Raw genomic sequence first — 19,649 nt, forward strand, 5'->3', positions numbered from 1 at the left:
CATGGCCGTTACCGTGTCTTCGGAGCGCGACACCGTCGCTACTCCAGTCCAGCGCGCTTTTCGCGAAGCGCTCTATGCAGGCGCCATCTCGCTTGGACTGTTCGTGCTGTTCATCGGTCTCAGGACAGACCAGAACATCAGCAACGAACTGATCCTGGTGCAGCGCTGGGGCCTGCTGGCCATCGTGGTCATCGCCACTGCCGTGGGCCGCTTCCTGTATATCGCCTATGGCCAGCCTTTCGTGGCCAGCCTGAAGATCGCCGACATCGACACAGGCCTGCTGCCCGACACCATGGCGGCACGCTTCTTCAGGACGCCCTACTTCATGGCAGCGGTCGTTGTCGCAGCCTTGCTGTTTGTGCTGGCCGGCTCGCTCGACGGGCCGCTCGGACCCGACCTTGCCGGCTACGCACGCTTCGTGCGGGCGCTGGCGATCATCTATGCCATCGCCTGGGTAATGTATTACTTTCGGGCCTTCATCCACGCCCACTTCTCGGCGTTGGGCATCAGCGCGCTGGCGCTCTATCCGATCGTCGTCGTGCTGGTGCTTGCGCTGATGACAGGATCGATGGCGGGAGGCTTTCAGGGTTCTCTGAAGTGGGTCGACAATTTCGGCATACAGATCCTGATCTACGTGATGCTGGCCTGGGGGCTGAACATCGTCATCGGCCTCGCTGGCCTGCTCGATCTCGGTTATGTCGCTTTCTACGCTGTCGGCGCATACGCCTACGCCCTGCTCGGCACGCATTTCGGCCTGTCGTTCTGGATCCTGCTTCCAGCCGCGGGCTGCATGGCCGCCTTCTGGGGCGTCATGCTCGGCTTCCCGGTGCTCAGGCTGCGCGGCGATTATCTGGCGATCGTGACGCTGGCCTTCGGCGAGATCATCCGCCTCGTCCTGATCAACTGGCGCGAAGTGACCAACGGCTCGGCCGGCATATCCGGCATTCCCAAAGTCTCCTTCTTCGGACTGATGTCGTTCAACGTCTCTGATCCGAACTACATCGCCAAGGTGCTGCACATCGCCACATCGAGCGCCTATTACAAGATCTTCCTTTACTATCTGATCCTCGGACTCTGTCTTTTGACCGCCTTCGTTACCATCAGGCTGCGCCGGTTGCCGGTCGGCAGGGCGTGGGAAGCGCTACGTGAGGACGAGATCGCCTGCCGCTCGCTCGGCATCAACACCACCACCACCAAGCTGACGGCATTCGCCACCGGCGCCATGTTCGGCGGCTTCGCCGGCTCGTTCTTCGCCGCACGCCAAGGTTTCGTCAGCCCCGAATCCTTCGTCTTCCTGGAATCTGCGATAGTCCTTGCCATCGTCGTGCTCGGTGGCATGGGTTCACTGGTCGGCATCGCCGTAGCGGCACTGGTGATGATCGGCGGCACTGAAGCGTTGCGAGAACTCGACTTCCTGAAGCGGGTCTTCGGTCCCGATTTCACGCCTGAACTGTACCGCATGCTTCTGTTCGGCATGGCCATGGTCATCGTCATGCTATGGAAGCCGCGGGGTTTCGTCGGCAGCCGAGAACCGACAGCCTTCCTGAAGGAGCGAAGAGCGGTTTCAAGCTCCTTCACCAAGGAGGGTCACGGCTGATGAACGCGTCCCCTTCCTCGAAAGACTTCATCCTGCAGGTCGAGCATCTGTCGATGAAGTTCGGCGGCCTGGTCGCCATCGGCGACCTGTCGTTCCAGGCCAGGCGCGGCGAGATCACGGCGCTGATCGGGCCGAACGGCGCCGGCAAGACCACGGTGTTCAACTGCATCACCGGCTTCTACAAGCCGTCTGAGGGCATGATCACTCTCAACCGGAACGACGGCTCGACCTATCTGCTCGAGCGCCTGCCCAACCACGAGATCCCGGCGCGCGCCAAGGTGGCGCGCACTTTCCAGAACATCCGCCTGTTCTCGGGCATGACGCTGCTGGAGAACCTTCTGGTCGCGCAGCACAACAAGCTGATGAAGGCTTCGGGCTATACGCTTCTTGGCCTCTTCGGCTTTCCGAGCTATCGCCAGGCCTCGGCCGAGTCGATCGAGCTCGCCAGGCACTGGCTGGAGAAGGCAGATCTCGTCGACCGCGCCGACGATCCCGCCGGCGACCTGCCCTATGGCGCGCAGCGGCGCCTGGAAATCGCGCGCGCCATGTGCACGGGGCCGGAGCTTCTGTGCCTGGACGAGCCGGCCGCCGGCCTCAATCCGAAGGAATCGGCGGCGCTCAACGAGCTGTTGATGGGCATCAAGAGCACCGGCACGTCGATCCTGCTCATCGAGCACGACATGTCGGTGGTGATGCAGATCTCCGATCACGTCGTGGTGCTCGAATACGGCCGAAAGATCTCCGACGGCAATCCGCAGTCGGTGCGCACCGATCCGCGCGTCATCGCCGCCTATCTCGGCGTCGACGACGAGGAGGTGCAAGAAGTGCTGACCGAAGTCGGCGACGAGGACGTCATAGAGCAGCTCGACACCGGGCCGGATGCGGCGCATGGGCCGGGAAATTCCGCTTCGATGATGGCGGGGCCGGTTTCCGACAGCGTCGAACACGCCGATGAGGGCGAGCGGGTCACGGTGTCGAAGGGCGCCTCGAAAGCGGCGCAGGTCGATGCGCGCGCCGCGGCGATCGCCAGCAAGCCGATCGCGGCTCCGGCCGCGCCGAAGCCGGCGGCGAAGAAACCGGCCGCAAAAGCGCCGGCGAAAAAGGCAGCCGCAAAGGCCCCGGCCGCGAAAGCCGGCGGCATCTCCAATCGCCTCGACGCGCCGCGTGGCGGCAAGGCGGACAGTCTGATCCGCATCAAGGGTATCGGCCCGGTCAATGAGCGGAAGCTGAACGAGCACGGAATCTTCCATTTCGACCAGATAGCGGCCTGGAAGAAGGCCGACATCGAGGCGGCGGAGGCCTATCTCGCCTTTGACGGGCGTATTGCTCGCGAAGACTGGATCGGCCAGGCGAAGACGCTGGCGAAGGAAGTGGCGGCCAAGCCCGCGACGCGTGGAGGGCGTAAATAATGGCCGGCACAACGCTGCTCGACATCAAGGGTGTCGAGACCTACTACGGCAACATTCGCGCGCTGAACGGCGTCGATGTCAGCGTCAACCAGGGTGAGATCGTGGCGCTGATCGGTGCCAACGGCGCCGGCAAGTCGACGCTGATGATGACCATCTTCGGCGCGCCGCGCGCCCGCACCGGCACCATCACCTTCGCCGGCACGAACATCACCAAGATGCCGACGCATGAGATCGCACGCCTGCGTATCGCCCAGTCGCCGGAAGGACGCCGCATCTTCCCGCGCATGACGGTGATGGAAAACCTGCAGATGGGCGCCAGCCTCGACAACCTCAAACATTATGACGAGGACGTCGAGAAGGTGTTCACGCTGTTCCCTCGGCTGAAGGAACGCATCGGCCAGCGTGGCGGCACGCTGTCGGGCGGCGAGCAGCAGATGTTGTCGATCGGGCGCGCCCTGATGGCGCGGCCTAAACTGCTTCTGCTCGACGAGCCGTCGCTTGGTCTCGCGCCGCTGATCGTCAAGCAGATCTTCGATGCCATCCGCGAACTCAACAAGACGCAAGGGTTGACCGTGTTCCTGGTCGAGCAGAACGCCTTTGGGGCGCTCAAACTCGCCACGCGAGGCTATGTCATGGTCAACGGCAATGTGACGATGAGCGGCACCGGCAAGGAACTGCTCGCCAATCCGGAAGTGCGCGCCGCCTATCTCGAAGGCGGACATCACTGAGATCGAGGACATCAATCATGCAAGGCATTATCTACGAAGAAGCCTCGATCTGGCAGTTCCTGTTCGTCACCTGCCTGCTTGGCGGCTGGGCGGCATGGATGACCGGCAAGGCCGCCGCTCAGACTTGGAGCACCTACGTTCAGCTGTTCTTCTACATGCTCGGTCTCGGCATCGGCATCAGGTTCATCCATCACGCCTTGTTCGACGGCACGATGTTCTCACTGCATTACTATATCATCGATACCATCGTGCTGATGATATTGGGCTTCCTCGGCTATCAATACACGCGCACCAACCAAATGGTCACACAGTATAACTGGCTCTACGAAAGAGCTTCCTTATTAAGCTGGAAACCGAAAGGTTGACGTTCACCATTACGCCGTTTCCGGCATGAATCGGCGTGACAAGTGCCTGAAAATCGGCATTCTATGCTTTCTGCGATAAGGGTGGGCATCGCATGAAAGTATCATCCACGCCCACTCCGTAAATGGGAGCGTTTCAATGAAAAAATCACTCTTGTCCGCCGTTGCGCTGACCGCGTTCGTCGCGTTCAGCGGCAGCGCGTGGGCCGCTGACATCCTGATCGGCGTCGCCGGTCCGATCACCGGCCCGAACGCCGCGTTCGGCGCACAGCTGCAAAAGGGCGCGGAACAGGCGATCGCCGACATCAACGCGGCGGGCGGCGTCAATGGCCAGCAGCTCAAGCTCGAGATCGGCGACGACGTCTCCGATCCCAAGCAGGGCATCTCGGTCGCCAACAAGTTCGTCGCCGACGGCGTCAAGTTCGTCGACGGCCATTTCAACTCCGGCGTCTCGATCCCGGCCTCGGAAGTCTACCAGGAAAACGGCATCCTCGAGATCACGCCGGCCGCGACCAACCCGAAGTTCACCGAGCGCGGCATGTGGAACACCTTCCGCACCTGCGGTCGTGACGACCAGCAGGGCAAGGTGGCCGGCGACTACATCGCCAAGAACTTCAAGGATGCCAAGATCGCCATCATCCACGACAAGACGCCTTATGGCCAGGGCCTCGCCGACGAGACCAAGAAGAACCTCAACGCCAACGGCATCACGGAAGTGTTGTACGAAGGCGTGAATGTCGGCGACAAGGACTTCTCCGCCCTCATCGCCAAGATGAAGGAAAACGGCGTCACGCTCATCTACTGGGGCGGCCTGCACACCGAAGCCGGTCTGATCATCCGTCAGTCGGCCGATCAGGGCCTGAAGGCGCCGCTGTTCTCGGGTGACGGCATCGTCTCCAACGAACTGGCTTCGATCGCGGGCGACGCCGTTGCCGGCACGCTCAACACCTTCGCTCCGGATCCGCGCAAGAATCCGGCCGCCAAGGAAGTGGTCGAGAAGTTCCGCGCCAACGGCTTCGAACCGGAAGCCTACACGCTCTACTCCTATGCCGCGGTGCAGATCATCGCCCAGGCCATCGCCAAGACCGGCTCGGCCGACGACGCGCAGAAGGTTGCGGAGACGATCAGGGCCAACACCTGGAAAACCGCTATCGGTGACATCGGCTACGACGCCAAGGGCGACATCACCCGTCCTGACTATGTCATCTATGAATGGAAGAAGGGCGACGACGGCAAGTACAGCTACTTCGAGAAATAAGCCGGCAAACCTAAAGCAGGTCGTGAGATCTGCTTTGGCCTACGTTTCGGAAATGCCCGGCGCTCGCGCCGGGCATTTTCGTTTGCGGGTGGGGCCGACCGGAAAGCTCCGCGCCGCGCGCTCGGGAATGCCCGTCGGCCGCCCGCTGACGGTGTTCGAAGAACGGCAATAACAGTTTGACGCAAACAAGCGACTTAAATCGTTTTAGGTGTCGCTCAAATTTGTTTGCACTGCAGCATTTTCACGCTAATCATTGCGCCGGTTCATCTTCCCTTACGCTGCTGGAGCCCAGTCCTTGGCCATCACGAAGATCCTCGTCGCCAACCGGTCCGAAATCGCCATCCGCGTGTTCCGCGCGGCCAACGAACTCGGCCTCAAAACCGTGGCGATCTGGGCGGAGGAGGACAAATATTCGCTGCACCGCTTCAAGGCCGACGAGAGCTACCAGGTCGGGCGCGGACCGCATCTGGCCAAGGACATGGGGCCGATCGAAAGCTACCTGTCGATCGAGGAGGTGATCCGGGTCGCCAGGCTGTCGGGCGCCGACGCCATTCACCCCGGTTACGGCCTGCTGTCGGAAAGCCCGGAATTCGCCGAGGCCTGCGCCGAGGCCGGCGTCACCTTCATCGGCCCGAAGCCGGAAACGATGCGCCGGCTGGGCAACAAGGTCGCCGCGCGCAACCTGGCGATCGAGGTCGGCGTGCCGGTCGTGCCGGCAACCGATCCGCTGCCCGACGACATGGACGAGGTCAAGAAGCTCGCCGCGACGATCGGCTATCCTGTGATGCTGAAGGCCTCGTGGGGCGGCGGCGGCCGCGGCATGCGCGCCATCCGCGCCGAGGCCGACCTCGCGCGCGAGGTCATGGAAGGCAAGCGCGAGGCCAAGGCGGCCTTCGGCAAGGACGAGGTCTATCTCGAAAAGCTGATCGAGCGCGCCCGCCATGTCGAGGTTCAGGTGCTGGGCGACACCCACCGCAATGCAGTGCACCTGTTCGAGCGCGACTGCTCGATCCAGCGCCGCAACCAGAAGGTCGTGGAGCGCGCGCCGGCGCCCTATCTCAGCGAAGAGCTGCGCCAGGAGCTTTGCGGCTATGCGCTGAAGATCGCGCGCGAGACCAGCTATATCGGCGCTGGCACGGTCGAGTTCCTGCAGGACGCCGACACCGGCAAGTTCTATTTCATCGAGGTCAATCCGCGCATCCAGGTCGAGCACACCGTCACCGAGCAGGTGACCGGCATCGACATCGTCAAGGCGCAGATCCATATCCTCGACGGCTTCGCCATCGGTACGAAGCAATCGGGCGTGCCGGCGCAGAAGGACATCAGGCTGAACGGCCACGCGCTGCAGTGCCGCATCACCACCGAGGATCCGGAGCACAATTTCATCCCGGACTATGGCCGCATCACCGCCTATCGCGAAGCGGCCGGCTTCGGCATCCGGCTCGACGGCGGCACCGCCTATTCGGGCGCGGTCATCACCCGCTTCTACGATCCGCTGCTGGAAAAGGTGACAGCCTGGGCGCCGACGCCCGGCGAGGCGATTTCGCGCATGAACCGGGCGCTGCGCGAGTTCCGCATCCGTGGCGTCGCCACCAACCTCACCTTCCTCGAAGCGATCATCAACCACCCGCGCTTCGCCGACAATTCCTACACGACCAGGTTCATCGACACGACGCCGGAGCTGTTCGAGCAGGTGAAGCGGCAGGACCGCGCCACCAAGCTGCTCAACTACCTGGCCGATGTCAGCGTCAACGGCCATCCCGAGACGCGCGGCCGGCCGATGCCGAAGGCGAATGCGGCCGCGCCAGTGGTTCCCTATCTCAACGGTCACGTCCCGGATGGCAGCAAGCAGAGGCTCGATGCGCTCGGCCCGGAGAAATTCGCGGCCTGGATGCGAGAGCAGCGACAGGTGCTGGTCACCGACACGACGATGCGCGACGGCCACCAGTCGCTGCTCGCCACGCGCATGCGAACGCATGACATCGTCGGCATCGCCGGCACTTACGCGCGGGCGTTGCCGCAGCTGCTTTCGCTGGAATGCTGGGGCGGCGCCACCTTCGACGTCGCCATGCGCTTCCTCACCGAGGACCCGTGGGAGCGGCTGAGCAAGGTGCGCGAGGCGGCGCCGAACCTTCTGCTGCAGATGCTTCTGCGCGGCGCCAACGGCGTCGGCTACACCAACTATCCCGACAATGTCGTCCAGCATTTCGTCCGCCAGGCGGCGAGCGGCGGCGTCGATCTGTTCCGCGTCTTCGATTGCCTGAACTGGGTGGAGAACATGCGGGTCGCCATGGACGCGGTCGGCGCCGAGGGCAAGCTGGTCGAAGCGGCGATATGCTACACCGGCGACATCCTCGATCCGGCGCGCGCCAAATACGACCTCAAATACTATGTCGGGCTGGCCAAGGAGTTGGAGGCTGCCGGCGCGCATATCATTGCCGTCAAGGACATGGCCGGTCTGCTGAAGCCAGCCGCGGCGCGCGTGCTGTTCAAGGCGCTGCGCGAGGCGACCGACCTGCCGATCCATTTCCACACGCACGATACGTCAGGCCTCTCGGCGGCGACGGTGCTGGCGGCGGTGGAGAGCGGCGCCGACGCCATCGACGCGGCGATGGATTCCTTCTCCGGCAACACTTCGCAGCCCTGCCTCGGCTCGATCGTGGAGGCGCTGAAGGGCACCGAGCGCGATCCCGGTCTCGATCCGCAGTGGATCCGCCGCATCTCCTTCTACTGGGAAGCGGTGCGCAACCAGTACGCCGCCTTCGAGAGCGATCTCAAGGGACCTGCCTCGGAAGTCTACCTGCACGAAATGCCGGGCGGCCAGTTCACCAACCTCAAGGAACAGGCGCGCTCGCTTGGGCTGGAGACGCGCTGGCATGAGGTCGCGCAGGCATATCACGACGTCAATTTGATGTTCGGCGACATCGTCAAGGTGACGCCGTCGTCCAAGGTGGTCGGCGACATGGCGCTGATGATGGTCAGCCAGGATCTCACCGTCGCCGATGTCGAGAATCCGGCCAAGGACATCGCCTTCCCGGATTCGGTCGTGTCGATGCTGCGTGGCGATCTCGGCCAGTCGCCGGGCGGCTGGCCGGCAGCGCTGCAGAAGAAGGCTCTGAAGGGCGAGAAGCCGATCACCGTTCGGCCCGGCTCGCTGCTGAAAGCAGCCGACCTCAAGGCCAGCCGCAAGGACATCGAGACGAAGCTCGACCGCAAGCTCTCGGAATACGAGTTCGCGTCGTGGCTGATGTACCCGAAGGTGTTCACCGACTTCGCCGCGGCGCAGGAGACCTATGGGCCGGTGAGCGTGCTGCCGACGCCGACCTATTTCTACGGCATGAAGTCGGAAGACGAGATCTTCCTCGACATCGAGAAGGGCAAGACCCTGGTGGTTCGCTGCCAGGCGTTCGGCGATGTCGACGACAAGGGCATGGTCACCGTGTTTTTCGAGCTCAACGGCCAGCCGCGCCGCGTCAAGGTGCCCGACAGGGCGCATGGCGCTTCCGCCGCCAAGGCGCGCCGTAAGGCCGAGCCCGGCAATGAGGGGCATGTCGGCGCGCCGATGCCGGGCGTCGTGTCGGCGCTTGCCGTGGCGGCCGGACAGGCGGTCAAGGCTGGCGACGTGCTGCTGTCGATCGAGGCGATGAAGATGGAAACCGCGCTCCACGCCGAACGCGACGGCGAGATCGCCGAGGTGCTGGTCAAGGCCGGCGACCAGATCGATGCGAAGGATCTCTTGATCGCCTTCAAATAAGGTGTGTCGATATTCAGGCGACGCCGGCCTGCAAACGGCGGCTTCCCTGCGCTTCTCGGTATCCGCCATTTTCGACTCGGCCTGACCTGAATATCGGCGCACCTTAAGATGTGCCCAGCCGTCCGCAGCCGCTCGACAAGTGTCTTGACCCGCCGCGTCCGCTCGGGCAGGGAACCCGCTCCAATTCGCCGTGGCGGGAATCGCCATGGCTCCAGAAGACGCGGAGAGAAAAATGGCCGACGAAATCACCGAGACCAGCCAGACTGTAGCCGCCGGCCAGCTGCGCACCATCATCGAGCGCATCGAGCGGCTCGAGGAAGAAAAGAAGACGATCTCCGACGACATCAAGGATGTCTATGCCGAGGCCAAGGGCACCGGCTTCGACACCAAGGCGATCCGCACGATCGTGCGGCTGCGCAAGAAGGACCAGGCCGAGCGCCAGGAAGAAGAGTCGATCCTGGATCTCTACAAGGCCGCCCTCGGCATGGCGTAAGCCTCATGGCCGGAGGCCGGCCATGAACGAATTCGACTTCGGCGGCCGTCGCGCCTCGGAGTTCCGCCATCGCGGCTTCTGGGCGCTGTTCGCGGAGAGGCATCCGGAAGAAAGGGGAAGGATGGCGCGGCGCGGGCCGTGGTTCTGGCAGCGTGGGCTGCCGGACTTCGCCCTGGTCCTTTCGATGTATGTCGCGCCGGCGCAGAACCATGTCGGCGTCTTCTTCGGGCGCAATGAGAAGTTCGGCGCCACGGAGTCCTGGTCACGGCTGAAACCGTTCCAGCCGGCGATCGAGGCCAGGCTGAAGCTCAGGCCCGAACAGAGCTGTGAGGGTCTCGGCATCAACTCGATGTGGCGGGTGAACTGCTACGCCGAGGACAACTGGCCGGCCATGACCGACTGGCTGGTGAGGGAATGCTCACGTTTCGAAGAAGCCGTTGTCGAGGTGCTCGGAGACGAAGGCCTGCCGTAAGATTGACTGCCTACCGCTGCGCTTACGCGCCTTCAGCTCGCCGCCGCCCATCGCGGCCGATCTCATCCAGACGCTGCTGCAGGGCCAGGTGATCGAGCGATGTTATCGGCAGGTTCGTGAACAGCGCGATGCGGTTGCCCACCATGCGATAGGCCTCGGCGAAAGCGAAATGCTGCTCGGCTTCAGTGCCACTGGCCTTGGAGGGATCGGGGACAGCCCAAAGCGCGGTCATCGGATGGCCTGGCCAGACCGGACAGCTTTCATTCGCTGTGGTGTCGCAGAGGGTGAAGACGAAGTCCATCTCCGGTGTGTCCGGCCCTGAAAATTCGTCCCAGCTCTTCGACCGGGCAAACGACGTGTCGTGGCCCATGCTCTCCAACAACTGAATCGCATGGGGATGGACGGTGCCTTTCGGTCGCGAGCCAGCAGAATAGCCCTTGAAGCGGCCGGCCCCGAGCTTGTTAAGTATGGCTTCGGCCATGATCGAACGGGCCGAATTGGCATTGCAGAGAAAGAGAACGTTGTAGACCTGATCGCTCATTCCGAACTCCTGGGTGTTGCGGCGAAAACGACAGAATACGATATGGGTCACGTGTCTGTGATCGTACAGGTTTTGGCGGCGGATTCTGCGGCATCAGCATCAAATTTCGCAGCATCATCCCGCCGAAACCCCCGGCGCTCCGCTCAACGAGGCTTGATTGATGGGTGACTTCGACTCCACGGGCGTGACAGCGCTAATCGATCACAAAGCCGGCTTCTTGCGCTCACGCTGGAGGGGCGAAGCGCCGCTCGACCGGCTGTTCTGGCGTGACATGCTGCTTGTCGGGACCATCTTGAGCATCGCCTCTTCGGCGCTGGCGCTGATCCTGCTCGGGTTGAAGCTGCCGCTCTGGCTGGTACTGGCGGTGCATTTCCTCCCCGTTCCCTACACCATCTTCTTGACGGTCGCCGTCTGGAGAACGGCGGAGAAGAGCGGCGGCTTGAAGGCGCAGCTGATGATGCTGGGTTCGGCGCTCTGGCTGATCGCGACGGCCGTTGTTTGAGAATCTTCTCTATTGAGGAATTCCTAACGGAAACCGCGTCACACCTTTCCTGGAATTGCTCCATACGAAAAAGGGCGGCCGAGGCCGCCCTTTGCGAAGTCATTCCCGAGGCTTCAGGCTGCCGGCTCGAAGCGCAGCGCCACGCCATTGATGCAATAGCGCAGGCCGGTCGGCGGCGGGCCATCCTCGAAGACATGGCCGAGATGGCTGCCGCAGCGCGCGCAATGGCATTCGGTGCGGACCATGCCGTAGCTGCGGTCGACGGTGGTGTCGATCGAGCCCGGGACCGGATCGTTGAAGCTCGGCCAGCCGGTGCCGCTCTCGAACTTCAGCTTGGATTCGAAGAGCGGCTGGTCGCAGCCGACGCAGTAGAAGGTGCCGGCGCGCTTCTCGTAGAGCAGGGCGCAGCTGCCGGGGCGCTCGGTGCCGTGGTTGCGCATCACGGCATATTGCTCCGGCGTCAGCCGGGCGCGCCACTCGGCATCGGTGCGGGTGACGGGATAGGCGTGGGTATCCATGGAATCTCCTCGGCCTTGGCGGCTCGTTGTTGCTTGCAACGGGTATTCGTTGGAACATAGGCATTTGTTACAAACGCCGCCAGTGAAAGCGCGCTAGTGCTTGCGCGACAACTGTCTTGTCGCTGCCTCAAGCCCGGCCAATGTCAGCGGGAACATGCGGCCGCTGAAGATGTCGCCGATCAACTGGATCGAATGCGTGTAGCGCCAGTTCTTCTCGGCTTCCGGGTTTAGCCAGATCGCGTTCGGCCACTGCTGCAGCAGGCGCGCCAGCCACACACTTCCGGCCTCCGGATTCCAATGCTCGACCGAGCCGCCTGGGTGCGCGATCTCGTAGGGGCTCATCGAAGCGTCGCCGACGACGATCACCTTGTAGTCAGGCCCGTATTTGTGGATGAGGTCGAAGGTCGGGATCGTCTCGGCCAGCCGCCGCCGATTGTCCTTCCAGACGCGCTCGTAGAGGCAGTTGTGGAAGTAGAAATATTCGAGCTGGCGAAACTCGGCGCGCGCGGCCGAGAACAGTTCCTCGACGCCGCGGATGTGGTCGTCCATCGAGCCGCCGACATCGAAGAACATCAAAAGCTTCACCGCGTTGCGTCGCTCGGGCCGGGTTTTGACGTCGAGATAGCCGTGCTCGGCGGTGGCGTGGATGGTGCCGGGAAGGTCGAACTCCTCGTCGGCGCCCTCGCGCACCCAACGGCGCAGCCGCTTCAGCGCCACCTTGATGTTGCGGGTGCCGAGCTCGACGGTGTCGTCGAAATTCCTGAATTCGCGCTTGTCCCAGACTTTTACCGCGCGACGATGGCGGCTTTCATCCTGGCCAATGCGCACGCCTTCCGGGTTGTAACCATAGGCGCCGAAGGGCGAGGTCCCGCCGGTGCCGATCCATTTCGAGCCGCCCTGGTGGCGGCCCTTCTGTTCCTCGAGGCGCTGCTTCAGCGTCTCCATCAGCTTGTCGAAGCCGCCGAGCGCTTCGACCAGCTTCTTTTCCTCCTCGGTCAGATGCTTCTCGGCCAGCCGGCGCAGCCACTCTTCCGGGATGTTGGCGACATCGACGGCGTCGGGACCGCCGAGCGCCTCGACGCCTTTGAAGACATGCGCAAACACCTGGTCGAAACGGTCGATGTGGCGCTCGTCCTTCACCAGGGCCGAGCGCGCGAGGTAGTAGAAAGCTTCGACGTCATAATCGACGAGCCCGGCTTCCAGCCCTTCCAGCAGCGACAGATATTCCCTGAGCGAAACGGGAACCCGCGCAGCCTTCAGTTCGAGGAAGAAGGGGATGAACATCGGCCCCTTATAGCAGGTCGAACTCGATGAAGCCCGTTCGCCGCGCCACATGATCGTAGAGCCGGCGCGCCGTGGCGTTGGTCTCGTGCGTCATCCAGTAGACGTTTTTCACCCCAATCTTGCCGGCCTCGTCTTGCACCGCTTTGATGAGCGCGGCGCCCACGCCCTTGCCGCGCACCTCAGGGTCGGCGAACAGGTCCTGCAGGTAGCAATTGTTTTTCTCGGACCAACCGGAGCGGTGATAGAGATAATGGGTGAGGCCGACGGCCTTGCCGTCGAGCGTGGCAATGAAACCCTTCGGCTCGAACTCGCCATCCGTGAACAGGCGCTTCCAGGTGATCGCGTAGACCTCTGCCGGCAGCTTCGTCTCGTAGAAAGTCAGATAGTCGGTCCAAAGCCGGCGCCAGTCGGCGTGGTCGGACTGCGCGAGCGGGCGGATGATGATCTCGGACATTTTTTCCTCCAACATTTTGACCCGAAGCTGCGGCAACGGCCGCTCGCCGGCAACGGTCCACGGACGGGAAAGCGCTATTGCTGCCGGCTTACTGCTGGCGTCTGGCCATAAAGGCCAGGCGCTCGAACAGGTGCACGTCCTGCTCGTTCTTCAACAGCGCGCCGTGCAGCTTCGGCAGCATGTTCTTCGGATCGGCGCGCAGATCCTCGGGCGCGATGTCGTCGGCGACCAGCAGACGGATCCAGTCGAGCGCCTCGGAGGTAGACGGCTTCTTCTTCAGGCCCGGTACCTCGCGGATCTCGTAGAACTGCGTGAGGGCTGCCCGCACCAGATTCTGCTTGATGCCGGGGTAATGCACCTCGACGATGCGGTGCAGCGTGTCGATGTCGGGGAAGCGGATGTAGTGGAAGAAGCAGCGGCGCAGGAAAGCGTCCGGCAGTTCCTTCTCATTGTTCGAGGTGATGATGACGATCGGCCTGAACTCGGCGCGGATCGTCTCGCCTGTCTCGTAGACGAAGAACTCCATCCGGTCGAGTTCCTGCAGGAGGTCGTTGGGGAATTCGATGTCGGCCTTGTCGATCTCGTCGATCAAAAGCACGACTTTCCTTTGCGCCGCGAAGGCGTCCCACAACTTGCCGCGCTTGATGTAGTTGGCGATGTCGTTGAAGCGCTCGTCGCCGAGCTGGCTGTCGCGCAGCCGCGAGACGGCGTCATATTCGTAGAGGCCCTGCTGCGCCTTGGTGGTGGACTTGACGTTCCATTCGATGAACTCGAGCCCTAGCGCCGATGCCACCTGGCGGGCGAGCTCGGTCTTGCCGGTGCCGGGCTCGCCCTTGACCAGCAAGGGCCGTTCCAGCGCGATCGCGGCGTTGACCGCGACCATCAGATCCTTGTCGGCGACATAGGCCGCGGTGCCTTCGAAACGCATCTTTTCTCCTGTCCGTGCGGCGGGACCGTAAGGAGGCTGGACGGGCCGCGCAAGGGCGGTTGCGGAAGAGCTCCCTATCAGGATGGTCTGCAAGACGAATTAGGCGCGAATGGTTGCCCGTTTCACTGGCGCTCGGCTAACCATCGGCCTATATTTGTTTCCGGCGGTCTGCGCTTCCCGGCAGGAGAAACTTATCCCCGGGGCCTTATCGATCCTTAGGGAGCTGTCCCTGGGAAGACCCGTGGGTTTTCTCACACGGCGCCCACCTACTTTGTAGGCACCCGGGATCGACCTCTCCACCGGTTGTGTGGATCGTCACTCTCCCGTTTTCGGGAGACATGCGGTAGAAAACGTCGCTCCTGAAACTCCATTCAAATCTGACCTTTTCTAGCCTCGGCGCATGTCACCTTCCAGAGACCTGAAAAAACAGCTTCGCAAGGAAGCGCTGGCGCGCCGCGATGCGCTCGACGAATTCTGGCGGGTGGAAATCGCGCTTGAAATGGCCGAGACCGCGAAGGAAAAAATCGACTTCGAGCCCGGCCGGGTCGTCTCCGGCTTCTGGCCGATGCGCTCGGAGGTCGATGTGCGGCCGCTGATGTTCGCGATGCGCGAAAAGGGCGCCAGGCTCTGCCTGCCGGCAATTCTCGACAAGACCACGATCGTCTTCCGCGAACTGGTGCGCGGCGCGCCGATGGTCGAGATGGGGTTCGGCACCGTCGGGCCGCATGAAGAGGCGGAAGTGCTCGACCCCACGCTCATGCTGGTGCCGCTCGCCGCCTTTGACGCCCGCGGTCACCGCATAGGCTATGGCGCCGGCTATTACGACCGTGCCATCGCCAGGCTGGCCGACAAGGGCATCGTGCCCAGGCTGATCGGCATCGCCTTCGACTGCCAGGAAGTGCCGCTGGTGCCGAACGAAGACCACGACGTCATCATTCAGGAAATACTGACCGAGAGCGGGTTGCGCCGCTTCGATATCGCTTAAAGCGCGTCGCGCTGAAACGAATTCAGGCGCGCTTTAGATTTTGTCGGTCGCCCCAAAAGCGCTGCGCTTTTTTGGGCGACATGCATTGAACTGTCGCGACCTGCTTAACGCGTTTCCAACAAACGTCGGCTATATTCCTGAAAAATAGTCCAGCTCGACGGAGTCGTGGTGTTTATTCTTGCGCGCTATTTGCTGATGCCGTTCGCGTTGATCTCGGCGATACTATTTTTGATGGCATTGCACATCATAGCAACTGCCCTGCACCACCAGTCCGCCTGGCAGCGGACGGTCGCCACCGTAACGGATGTCAGTCCTTACAGCGAAATGCAGGCGAACGGCCTCAAAACGGACGGCATCAATGTCGCCTTGGCTTACGTCGCCAATGATGCGCCGATGACATGGTCCGGCAAGGGCAAGGACATCGGCCTCTACAAGGCAGCCAAGGGCGACCAGATGGAATTCTACTACGATCCCGCCGATCCAGCGAACCTTGATACGGGCGCGATGAAGGGATGGCGCGGCGGGCTGCTGCTGCTTGCCGTCACCGGCGGGTTCGCCGCTTTCTATCTCTGGTTCTTCTGGTTGCGAGGACGGAACGCACCGCCGGCCTTGCCGATCCCCTCGGCTACCCGCGTCTCGGGCGCGAGCGCAACGCCGACCGAACAGCAACGCGCCACTTTTGGACGGCGTTAGGACCTCGGTGCCGCTTGCCTAGCGTCCACAGCTCTGGATAGAAGTGGCTATGAGACTCCTCTTCCTCGGCGACATGGTTGGCAAGACGGGACGCACGGCGGTTTGGGAACAGCTGCCGGGGCTGATTTCCGACTTCAAGCTCGATTTCGTCATCGTCAATGGCGAGAACGCCGCCGGCGGCTTCGGCATAACCGAAGAAATCTTTCGCGAGACGCTCGCGGCGGGCGCGGATGTCGTCACCACCGGCAACCATGTCTGGGACCAGCGCGACGCGCTGATCTTCGCGCCGCGCGAGGAGCGCTTCCTGCGGCCTTCGAATTTTCCCAAGGGCACGCCGGGGCGCGGCTCGGGCGTCTACATCGCCCGCAATGGCGCGCGCGTGCTGGTCGCCAACATCATGGGCCGCGTCTTCATGCACCCGGAGCTCGACGACCCGTTCCAGGCCGGCGAGCGCGAGCTGGCCGCCTGTCCGCTTGGCGAGCAGGCCGATGCGGTCATCGTCGATTTCCACGCAGAGGCGACCTCGGAGAAAATGTGCTTCGCGCATTTCGTCGACGGCCGCGCCAGCCTCGTGGTCGGCACGCATACGCATCAGCCGACCGCCGACCATCAGATCCTCAATGGCGGCACCGCCTATATTTCGGACGCCGGCATGTGCGGCGATTACGATTCCTCGCTCGGCATGGACAAGGAAGAACCGCTCAACCGGTTTCTTTCCAAGGTGCCGAAGGGCCGTTTCGAGGCGGCATCCGGGCCTGCGACGCTCTGCGGCGTCGGCGTCGATATTTCCGACCGCACCGGGCTTGCCGAAAAAATCGCGCCGTTTCGTCGCGGGCCGCGGCTGGAAGAAACGGCGCCGTCCTTCTGGCCGTGACATTGATATAGGTGCGCAGAGTACCTAATTGCCGGCAACACTGCTCTAGATCGTAGAGGGGACGACCTCCATGCAGCTTGTCGAATTTCTGGCGCCGCACTTTCACTTTGTTTCCGATCCGACCGCATGGGTCGCGCTTTTGACCCTGGTGGTGCTCGAGGTCGTGCTCGGCATCGACAATCTGATCTTTATCTCGATCCTGACCAACAAGCTTCCGGAAGCGCAGCGCGCCCGCGCGCGCCGGCTCGGCATCTCGGCGGCGCTGATCATGCGCCTCGTCCTGCTCGCCACCATCTCGATCATCGTGCAGCTGACGGCGCCGGTGTTCACAGCCTTCGGCCACGGCTTTTCCTGGCGCGACCTGATCCTGATCGCCGGCGGCCTGTTCCTGGTCTGGAAGGCGACCAAGGAGATCCATCACACGGTCGACCCGCAGGACCATCAGGATACGATGGTGGGCACGCTGCAGATGAGCCTTGCCGGCGCGATCTTCCAGATCCTGCTGCTCGACCTCGTCTTCTCGATCGATTCCATCATCACCGCCGTCGGCATGACCGACGAGATCGCCATCATGTATATCGCGGTGATCGTGGCGGTGAGCGTGATGATGCTGGCGGCGACGCCGCTCGCCAATTTCATCGCCAAGAACCCCTCTATCGTCATGCTGGCGCTGGGCTTCCTGTTGATGATCGGCATGACGCTGATCGCCGACGGCATGGGCTACCATGTGCCCAAGGGCTACATCTACGCCGCCATGGGTTTTTCAGCCCTGGTCGAGGGCCTCAACATGCTGGCACGGCATCGCAAGAAGCAGAGGTCGGGCGAGGGGCATTAGGCCGAAATGCCCTTCGGGTGACGGTCGCCGATCAGGCCGAGCGTCAGGCCCTGTTCCAGCCATGCCTTGGCGCCGGCGAGCACCAGAGAGAAGCCGCCGGTCGAGTCGATTGCCTGCTTGACCTGCTCGTCGGCGGAGCCGGCGAAGCCGAAATTGCGGACCTCGAGGAAGGTCGCCTCATCGGGCATTTTGGTGAAGGTCCAGACGACGGTGGTCGGCGGATCGCTCCATTGCATGACGATCTTCTCGTTGGGGACGATCTCGCTGACCTCGACCCTGGTCGAGACCCCGTACATGCGCCACTCCCACTCGACCGTCTTGCCTTCGTCCAGTCGGCCGCTCGAATGCGTGAACCAGAATTTCGTGGTGATCGCCGGATCGACAATCGCCTCGAAGACGTCGGCGACCGGCCGCCGGATCAGCATGGCGGTTTCGGCGGTGGGGGCGCGCTTCAATTCCACAGTACCCTCCTCGATGTCAGGACAAGTTGATCTGCCAGGAGACGCCGAACCGGTCGTTGAGCCAGGCGAAACGCTGGCTGAAGCCGTAATTGCCTGGTGGCATCAGAAATCCACCATCCTTGGAAAGAACGCCGACGATCCGCTCCAGTTCCTGCCCGGAAGAACAGTCGACAAAGAAGGAGAAGGACGGCGTGAAAGTGAAGGCGTGATGGACGGGGCTGTTGTAGATCCTGATCTCGACGCCGCCGACCAAAGCGCGCGCCAGCTTGAGCGTTCCCTCCGCCCCATCCTCACCCGAACCGTAGCGCGCGATGTCGAGGACACGGCTATCGGGAATGGTCCCGCAATAGAGGGTCATGGCCTCCTCGCCGTTTCCCTCAAACATCAGGAATGGTGTTGCTTTCGTCATCGGGGCGACCTCCTGCTGCGGGATATCGGGACTTGACGCAGGCTCAGATGTTGGTCTCGTTGGCCGGCTCGCCCCTCATCTCGCTGCGGTAGTAGCCGTCGCGCAGATTGATGCCGTATTCGAGATAGGCCTTCATGCAGGCGAGCATCTGCGACCAGCCCTCGCAGTTGAGGTAGGACTTCTTCAGGCCGACCTCGCCTTCGCGCCAGCCTTGCTCGGCGATGGTGACGAAGGTGCCGCCGTCCTCCAGCGGCTCGAAATTCATCTCGATGCGGGTCTTGTAGGCGGGTTTGCCGTCGGTATCGGTGGCGTCCCAGCGCAGCACGATGCGCTTGTCCTTCGTCACTTCGTCGACCTCCACCGGCACCATCTTCCACCAGGTGACGGTGGTGCCGGCGACAAGCGGAGCGGAAGCGCCGCCAATGGTGGTGAAATAACCGCTGAGCTTCGTCGGGTTGACGACGGCGTCGAAGACCTCGGCGACGGGTTTGCCGATGCGTCCGGAAATCCTGAATCCAAGCGACATATCCACAGCTCCTTCCTTGCTTGCCAAAACGATATGTTATATAAACATAACATGTCAAGCGAAACCGTGGACGATCATGTTTTCAAGGCCTTGGCGCATTCGCGCCGGCGCGAATTGCTGGATCGGCTGAAGGACCAGCCGCAGACCACCGGCGCGCTATGCGGGGCTTTTCCGGACATGGACCGTTGCACGGTGATGATGCACCTGAAAGTCCTCGAGGAGGCCGACCTGATCGTTGCCAAGCGTGAGGGGCGCGAGCGCTGGAACCATCTCAATGCGCTGCCGATCAAGCAGATCCACGACCGCTGGATCAGCCAGTATGCCGGTCACGCCATCAGCATTCTCGACCGGTTGAAGTCCGATCTGGAGGGGTGAGCGGGCCGGTTCAACGTTGGAGTGACGGCGCGGCTGGACGAATTGAGCCGATTTATCTATAAGCCGGCCATTCCGACAAAGAGCGCCGCGTGCCTTCGCAGGCATGTCCGGGACGTTCTGAAAGATTGACTTCGAGCATTTTGCCGAAGACGAGGTGATGACACCCCGCTTCGAGATGCTCTAGCCGAACA

22 protein-coding genes and 1 other RNA gene are annotated in these 19,649 nt (G+C 62.5%); 15 read left to right on the forward strand and 8 right to left on the reverse strand.

Annotation, left to right across the window (positions count from 1 at the left end; all coding sequences use genetic code 11):
* Position 1: 1 nt before the first annotated feature.
* From livM to FJ417_RS07045, 8 genes are all read left to right on the forward strand, one after another.
* The gene (livM, locus tag FJ417_RS07010) at positions 2-1,597 is read left to right on the forward strand and encodes a high-affinity branched-chain amino acid ABC transporter permease LivM (RefSeq protein ID WP_140782956.1); all 1,596 of its coding nucleotides are present in this window, start codon (positions 2-4) and stop codon (positions 1,595-1,597) included.
* Positions 1,597-3,006, forward strand: coding sequence for an ATP-binding cassette domain-containing protein (locus tag FJ417_RS07015; protein WP_140782957.1), 1,410 nt, complete (start codon positions 1,597-1,599; stop codon positions 3,004-3,006). The genes livM and FJ417_RS07015 overlap by 1 nt, the downstream gene beginning before the upstream one ends.
* Positions 3,006-3,734, forward strand: coding sequence for an ABC transporter ATP-binding protein (locus tag FJ417_RS07020; protein ID WP_140646542.1), 729 nt, complete (start codon positions 3,006-3,008; stop codon positions 3,732-3,734). Before FJ417_RS07015 ends, FJ417_RS07020 begins: the two co-directional genes overlap by 1 nt.
* A 17-nt stretch (positions 3,735-3,751) precedes the next feature.
* Positions 3,752-4,099 (forward strand): DUF6867 family protein, encoded by a 348-nt coding sequence (locus tag FJ417_RS07025; protein WP_140646543.1) that lies wholly within the window; start codon positions 3,752-3,754, stop codon positions 4,097-4,099.
* A gap of 136 nt (positions 4,100-4,235) precedes the next feature.
* Positions 4,236-5,354 carry a branched-chain amino acid ABC transporter substrate-binding protein gene (locus FJ417_RS07030; RefSeq protein ID WP_140646544.1) on the forward strand — a complete coding sequence of 373 codons (1,119 nt, stop codon included), beginning with the start codon at positions 4,236-4,238 and terminating at the stop codon, positions 5,352-5,354.
* 295 nt (positions 5,355-5,649) lie between these two features.
* Positions 5,650-9,108, forward strand: coding sequence for a pyruvate carboxylase (pyc, locus tag FJ417_RS07035; protein ID WP_140782958.1), 3,459 nt, complete (start codon positions 5,650-5,652; stop codon positions 9,106-9,108).
* 232 nt (positions 9,109-9,340) lie between these two features.
* Positions 9,341-9,601, forward strand: a complete 261-nt coding sequence (locus FJ417_RS07040) for a DUF2312 domain-containing protein (RefSeq protein ID WP_095767239.1) — start codon at positions 9,341-9,343, stop codon at positions 9,599-9,601.
* A gap of 22 nt (positions 9,602-9,623) precedes the next feature.
* Positions 9,624-10,073: a hypothetical protein gene (locus FJ417_RS07045; RefSeq protein WP_140704496.1), complete on the forward strand. Its 450-nt coding sequence runs from the start codon at positions 9,624-9,626 to the stop codon at positions 10,071-10,073.
* Positions 10,074-10,095: 22 nt separating this feature from the next.
* On the opposite strand, the gene FJ417_RS07050 is transcribed toward FJ417_RS07045, so the two are convergent.
* Complete coding sequence (locus tag FJ417_RS07050) at positions 10,096-10,614, reverse strand: arsenate reductase ArsC (RefSeq protein WP_140654823.1); 519 nt, start codon at positions 10,612-10,614, stop codon at positions 10,096-10,098.
* 160 nt (positions 10,615-10,774) lie between these two features.
* Between FJ417_RS07050 and FJ417_RS07055 the strand changes: the two genes are divergently transcribed.
* Complete coding sequence (locus FJ417_RS07055; protein ID WP_140782959.1) at positions 10,775-11,116, forward strand: hypothetical protein; 342 nt, start codon at positions 10,775-10,777, stop codon at positions 11,114-11,116.
* 113 nt (positions 11,117-11,229) lie between these two features.
* On the opposite strand, the gene msrB is transcribed toward FJ417_RS07055, so the two are convergent.
* The 4 genes from msrB to FJ417_RS07075 all read right to left on the reverse strand — a co-directional run bounded on the left by msrB (position 11,230) and on the right by FJ417_RS07075 (position 14,300).
* The gene (gene msrB, locus FJ417_RS07060; protein WP_140646549.1) at positions 11,230-11,634 is read right to left on the reverse strand and encodes a peptide-methionine (R)-S-oxide reductase MsrB; all 405 of its coding nucleotides are present in this window, start codon (positions 11,632-11,634) and stop codon (positions 11,230-11,232) included.
* 93 nt (positions 11,635-11,727) lie between these two features.
* A complete protein-coding gene (locus tag FJ417_RS07065) occupies positions 11,728-12,918 on the reverse strand; it encodes a VWA domain-containing protein (protein ID WP_140782960.1) in 1,191 nt (396 codons plus the stop codon).
* Between the two features lie 7 nt (positions 12,919-12,925).
* Positions 12,926-13,372 (reverse strand): GNAT family N-acetyltransferase, encoded by a 447-nt coding sequence (locus FJ417_RS07070; protein ID WP_140782961.1) that lies wholly within the window; start codon positions 13,370-13,372, stop codon positions 12,926-12,928.
* Positions 13,373-13,460: 88 nt separating this feature from the next.
* On the reverse strand, positions 13,461-14,300 hold the full coding sequence (locus tag FJ417_RS07075) for a MoxR family ATPase (protein WP_140646552.1): 840 nt from the start codon (positions 14,298-14,300) through the stop codon (positions 13,461-13,463).
* Between the two features lie 162 nt (positions 14,301-14,462).
* Here FJ417_RS07075 and ssrS point away from each other — a divergent pair.
* The 5 genes from ssrS to FJ417_RS07100 all read left to right on the forward strand — a co-directional run bounded on the left by ssrS (position 14,463) and on the right by FJ417_RS07100 (position 17,687).
* Positions 14,463-14,618, forward strand: a non-coding RNA gene (gene ssrS, locus FJ417_RS07080) — 6S RNA.
* Between the two features lie 82 nt (positions 14,619-14,700).
* Complete coding sequence (locus FJ417_RS07085; RefSeq protein WP_140782962.1) at positions 14,701-15,285, forward strand: 5-formyltetrahydrofolate cyclo-ligase; 585 nt, start codon at positions 14,701-14,703, stop codon at positions 15,283-15,285.
* A gap of 168 nt (positions 15,286-15,453) precedes the next feature.
* On the forward strand, positions 15,454-15,978 hold the full coding sequence (locus FJ417_RS07090) for a DUF3592 domain-containing protein (protein ID WP_140782963.1): 525 nt from the start codon (positions 15,454-15,456) through the stop codon (positions 15,976-15,978).
* A 49-nt stretch (positions 15,979-16,027) separates the two neighbouring features.
* On the forward strand, positions 16,028-16,852 hold the full coding sequence (locus tag FJ417_RS07095; RefSeq protein WP_140646555.1) for a YmdB family metallophosphoesterase: 825 nt from the start codon (positions 16,028-16,030) through the stop codon (positions 16,850-16,852).
* A gap of 70 nt (positions 16,853-16,922) precedes the next feature.
* Positions 16,923-17,687 carry a TerC family protein gene (locus tag FJ417_RS07100; RefSeq protein WP_140782964.1) on the forward strand — a complete coding sequence of 255 codons (765 nt, stop codon included), beginning with the start codon at positions 16,923-16,925 and terminating at the stop codon, positions 17,685-17,687.
* On the opposite strand, the gene FJ417_RS07105 is transcribed toward FJ417_RS07100, so the two are convergent.
* From FJ417_RS07105 to FJ417_RS07115, 3 genes are read right to left on the reverse strand one after another with little or no spacing between them, the layout of a single operon-like run.
* Positions 17,684-18,148, reverse strand: coding sequence for an SRPBCC family protein (locus FJ417_RS07105; protein WP_140654843.1), 465 nt, complete (start codon positions 18,146-18,148; stop codon positions 17,684-17,686). The genes FJ417_RS07100 and FJ417_RS07105 overlap by 4 nt on opposite strands.
* Positions 18,149-18,164: 16 nt before the next feature.
* Positions 18,165-18,557: a VOC family protein gene (locus FJ417_RS07110; RefSeq protein ID WP_140782965.1), complete on the reverse strand. Its 393-nt coding sequence runs from the start codon at positions 18,555-18,557 to the stop codon at positions 18,165-18,167.
* Positions 18,558-18,600: 43 nt separating this feature from the next.
* Entirely contained in the window at positions 18,601-19,083 is a 483-nt protein-coding gene (locus tag FJ417_RS07115; RefSeq protein ID WP_140782966.1) for an SRPBCC domain-containing protein, read from the reverse strand.
* Positions 19,084-19,134: 51 nt separating this feature from the next.
* Here FJ417_RS07115 and FJ417_RS07120 point away from each other — a divergent pair, with 51 nt between their 5' ends.
* Positions 19,135-19,458, forward strand: coding sequence for a helix-turn-helix domain-containing protein (locus FJ417_RS07120; RefSeq protein WP_140646560.1), 324 nt, complete (start codon positions 19,135-19,137; stop codon positions 19,456-19,458).
* The last annotated feature ends 191 nt before the right edge of the window (positions 19,459-19,649 follow it).

Origin of the sequence: Mesorhizobium sp. B3-1-7, from assembly GCF_006439385.1 — a bacterium.
In the GTDB taxonomy this organism is placed as follows: Bacteria; Pseudomonadota; Alphaproteobacteria; order Rhizobiales; family Rhizobiaceae; genus Mesorhizobium.

Bases quoted from the DNA above. Each gene is read 5' to 3' on its own strand.
- livM (WP_140782956.1), top strand. From the start codon at position 2: ATGGCCGTTACCGTGTCTTCGGAGCGCGACACCGTCGCTACTCCAGTC.
- FJ417_RS07040 (WP_095767239.1), top strand. From the start codon at position 9,341: ATGGCCGACGAAATCACCGAGACCAGCCAGACTGTAGCCGCCGGCCAG.
- FJ417_RS07110 (WP_140782965.1), bottom strand. From the start codon at position 18,557: ATGACGAAAGCAACACCATTCCTGATGTTTGAGGGAAACGGCGAGGAG.
- FJ417_RS07075 (WP_140646552.1), bottom strand. From the start codon at position 14,300: ATGCGTTTCGAAGGCACCGCGGCCTATGTCGCCGACAAGGATCTGATG.
- FJ417_RS07065 (WP_140782960.1), bottom strand. From the start codon at position 12,918: ATGTTCATCCCCTTCTTCCTCGAACTGAAGGCTGCGCGGGTTCCCGTT.
- FJ417_RS07120 (WP_140646560.1), top strand. From the start codon at position 19,135: ATGTCAAGCGAAACCGTGGACGATCATGTTTTCAAGGCCTTGGCGCAT.
- FJ417_RS07030 (WP_140646544.1), top strand. From the start codon at position 4,236: ATGAAAAAATCACTCTTGTCCGCCGTTGCGCTGACCGCGTTCGTCGCG.
- FJ417_RS07045 (WP_140704496.1), top strand. From the start codon at position 9,624: ATGAACGAATTCGACTTCGGCGGCCGTCGCGCCTCGGAGTTCCGCCAT.
- FJ417_RS07055 (WP_140782959.1), top strand. From the start codon at position 10,775: ATGGGTGACTTCGACTCCACGGGCGTGACAGCGCTAATCGATCACAAA.
- FJ417_RS07100 (WP_140782964.1), top strand. From the start codon at position 16,923: ATGCAGCTTGTCGAATTTCTGGCGCCGCACTTTCACTTTGTTTCCGAT.
- FJ417_RS07020 (WP_140646542.1), top strand. From the start codon at position 3,006: ATGGCCGGCACAACGCTGCTCGACATCAAGGGTGTCGAGACCTACTAC.
- FJ417_RS07025 (WP_140646543.1), top strand. From the start codon at position 3,752: ATGCAAGGCATTATCTACGAAGAAGCCTCGATCTGGCAGTTCCTGTTC.
- FJ417_RS07095 (WP_140646555.1), top strand. From the start codon at position 16,028: ATGAGACTCCTCTTCCTCGGCGACATGGTTGGCAAGACGGGACGCACG.
- FJ417_RS07070 (WP_140782961.1), bottom strand. From the start codon at position 13,372: ATGTCCGAGATCATCATCCGCCCGCTCGCGCAGTCCGACCACGCCGAC.
- FJ417_RS07015 (WP_140782957.1), top strand. From the start codon at position 1,597: ATGAACGCGTCCCCTTCCTCGAAAGACTTCATCCTGCAGGTCGAGCAT.
- FJ417_RS07050 (WP_140654823.1), bottom strand. From the start codon at position 10,614: ATGAGCGATCAGGTCTACAACGTTCTCTTTCTCTGCAATGCCAATTCG.
- FJ417_RS07115 (WP_140782966.1), bottom strand. From the start codon at position 19,083: ATGTCGCTTGGATTCAGGATTTCCGGACGCATCGGCAAACCCGTCGCC.
- FJ417_RS07085 (WP_140782962.1), top strand. From the start codon at position 14,701: ATGTCACCTTCCAGAGACCTGAAAAAACAGCTTCGCAAGGAAGCGCTG.
- msrB (WP_140646549.1), bottom strand. From the start codon at position 11,634: ATGGATACCCACGCCTATCCCGTCACCCGCACCGATGCCGAGTGGCGC.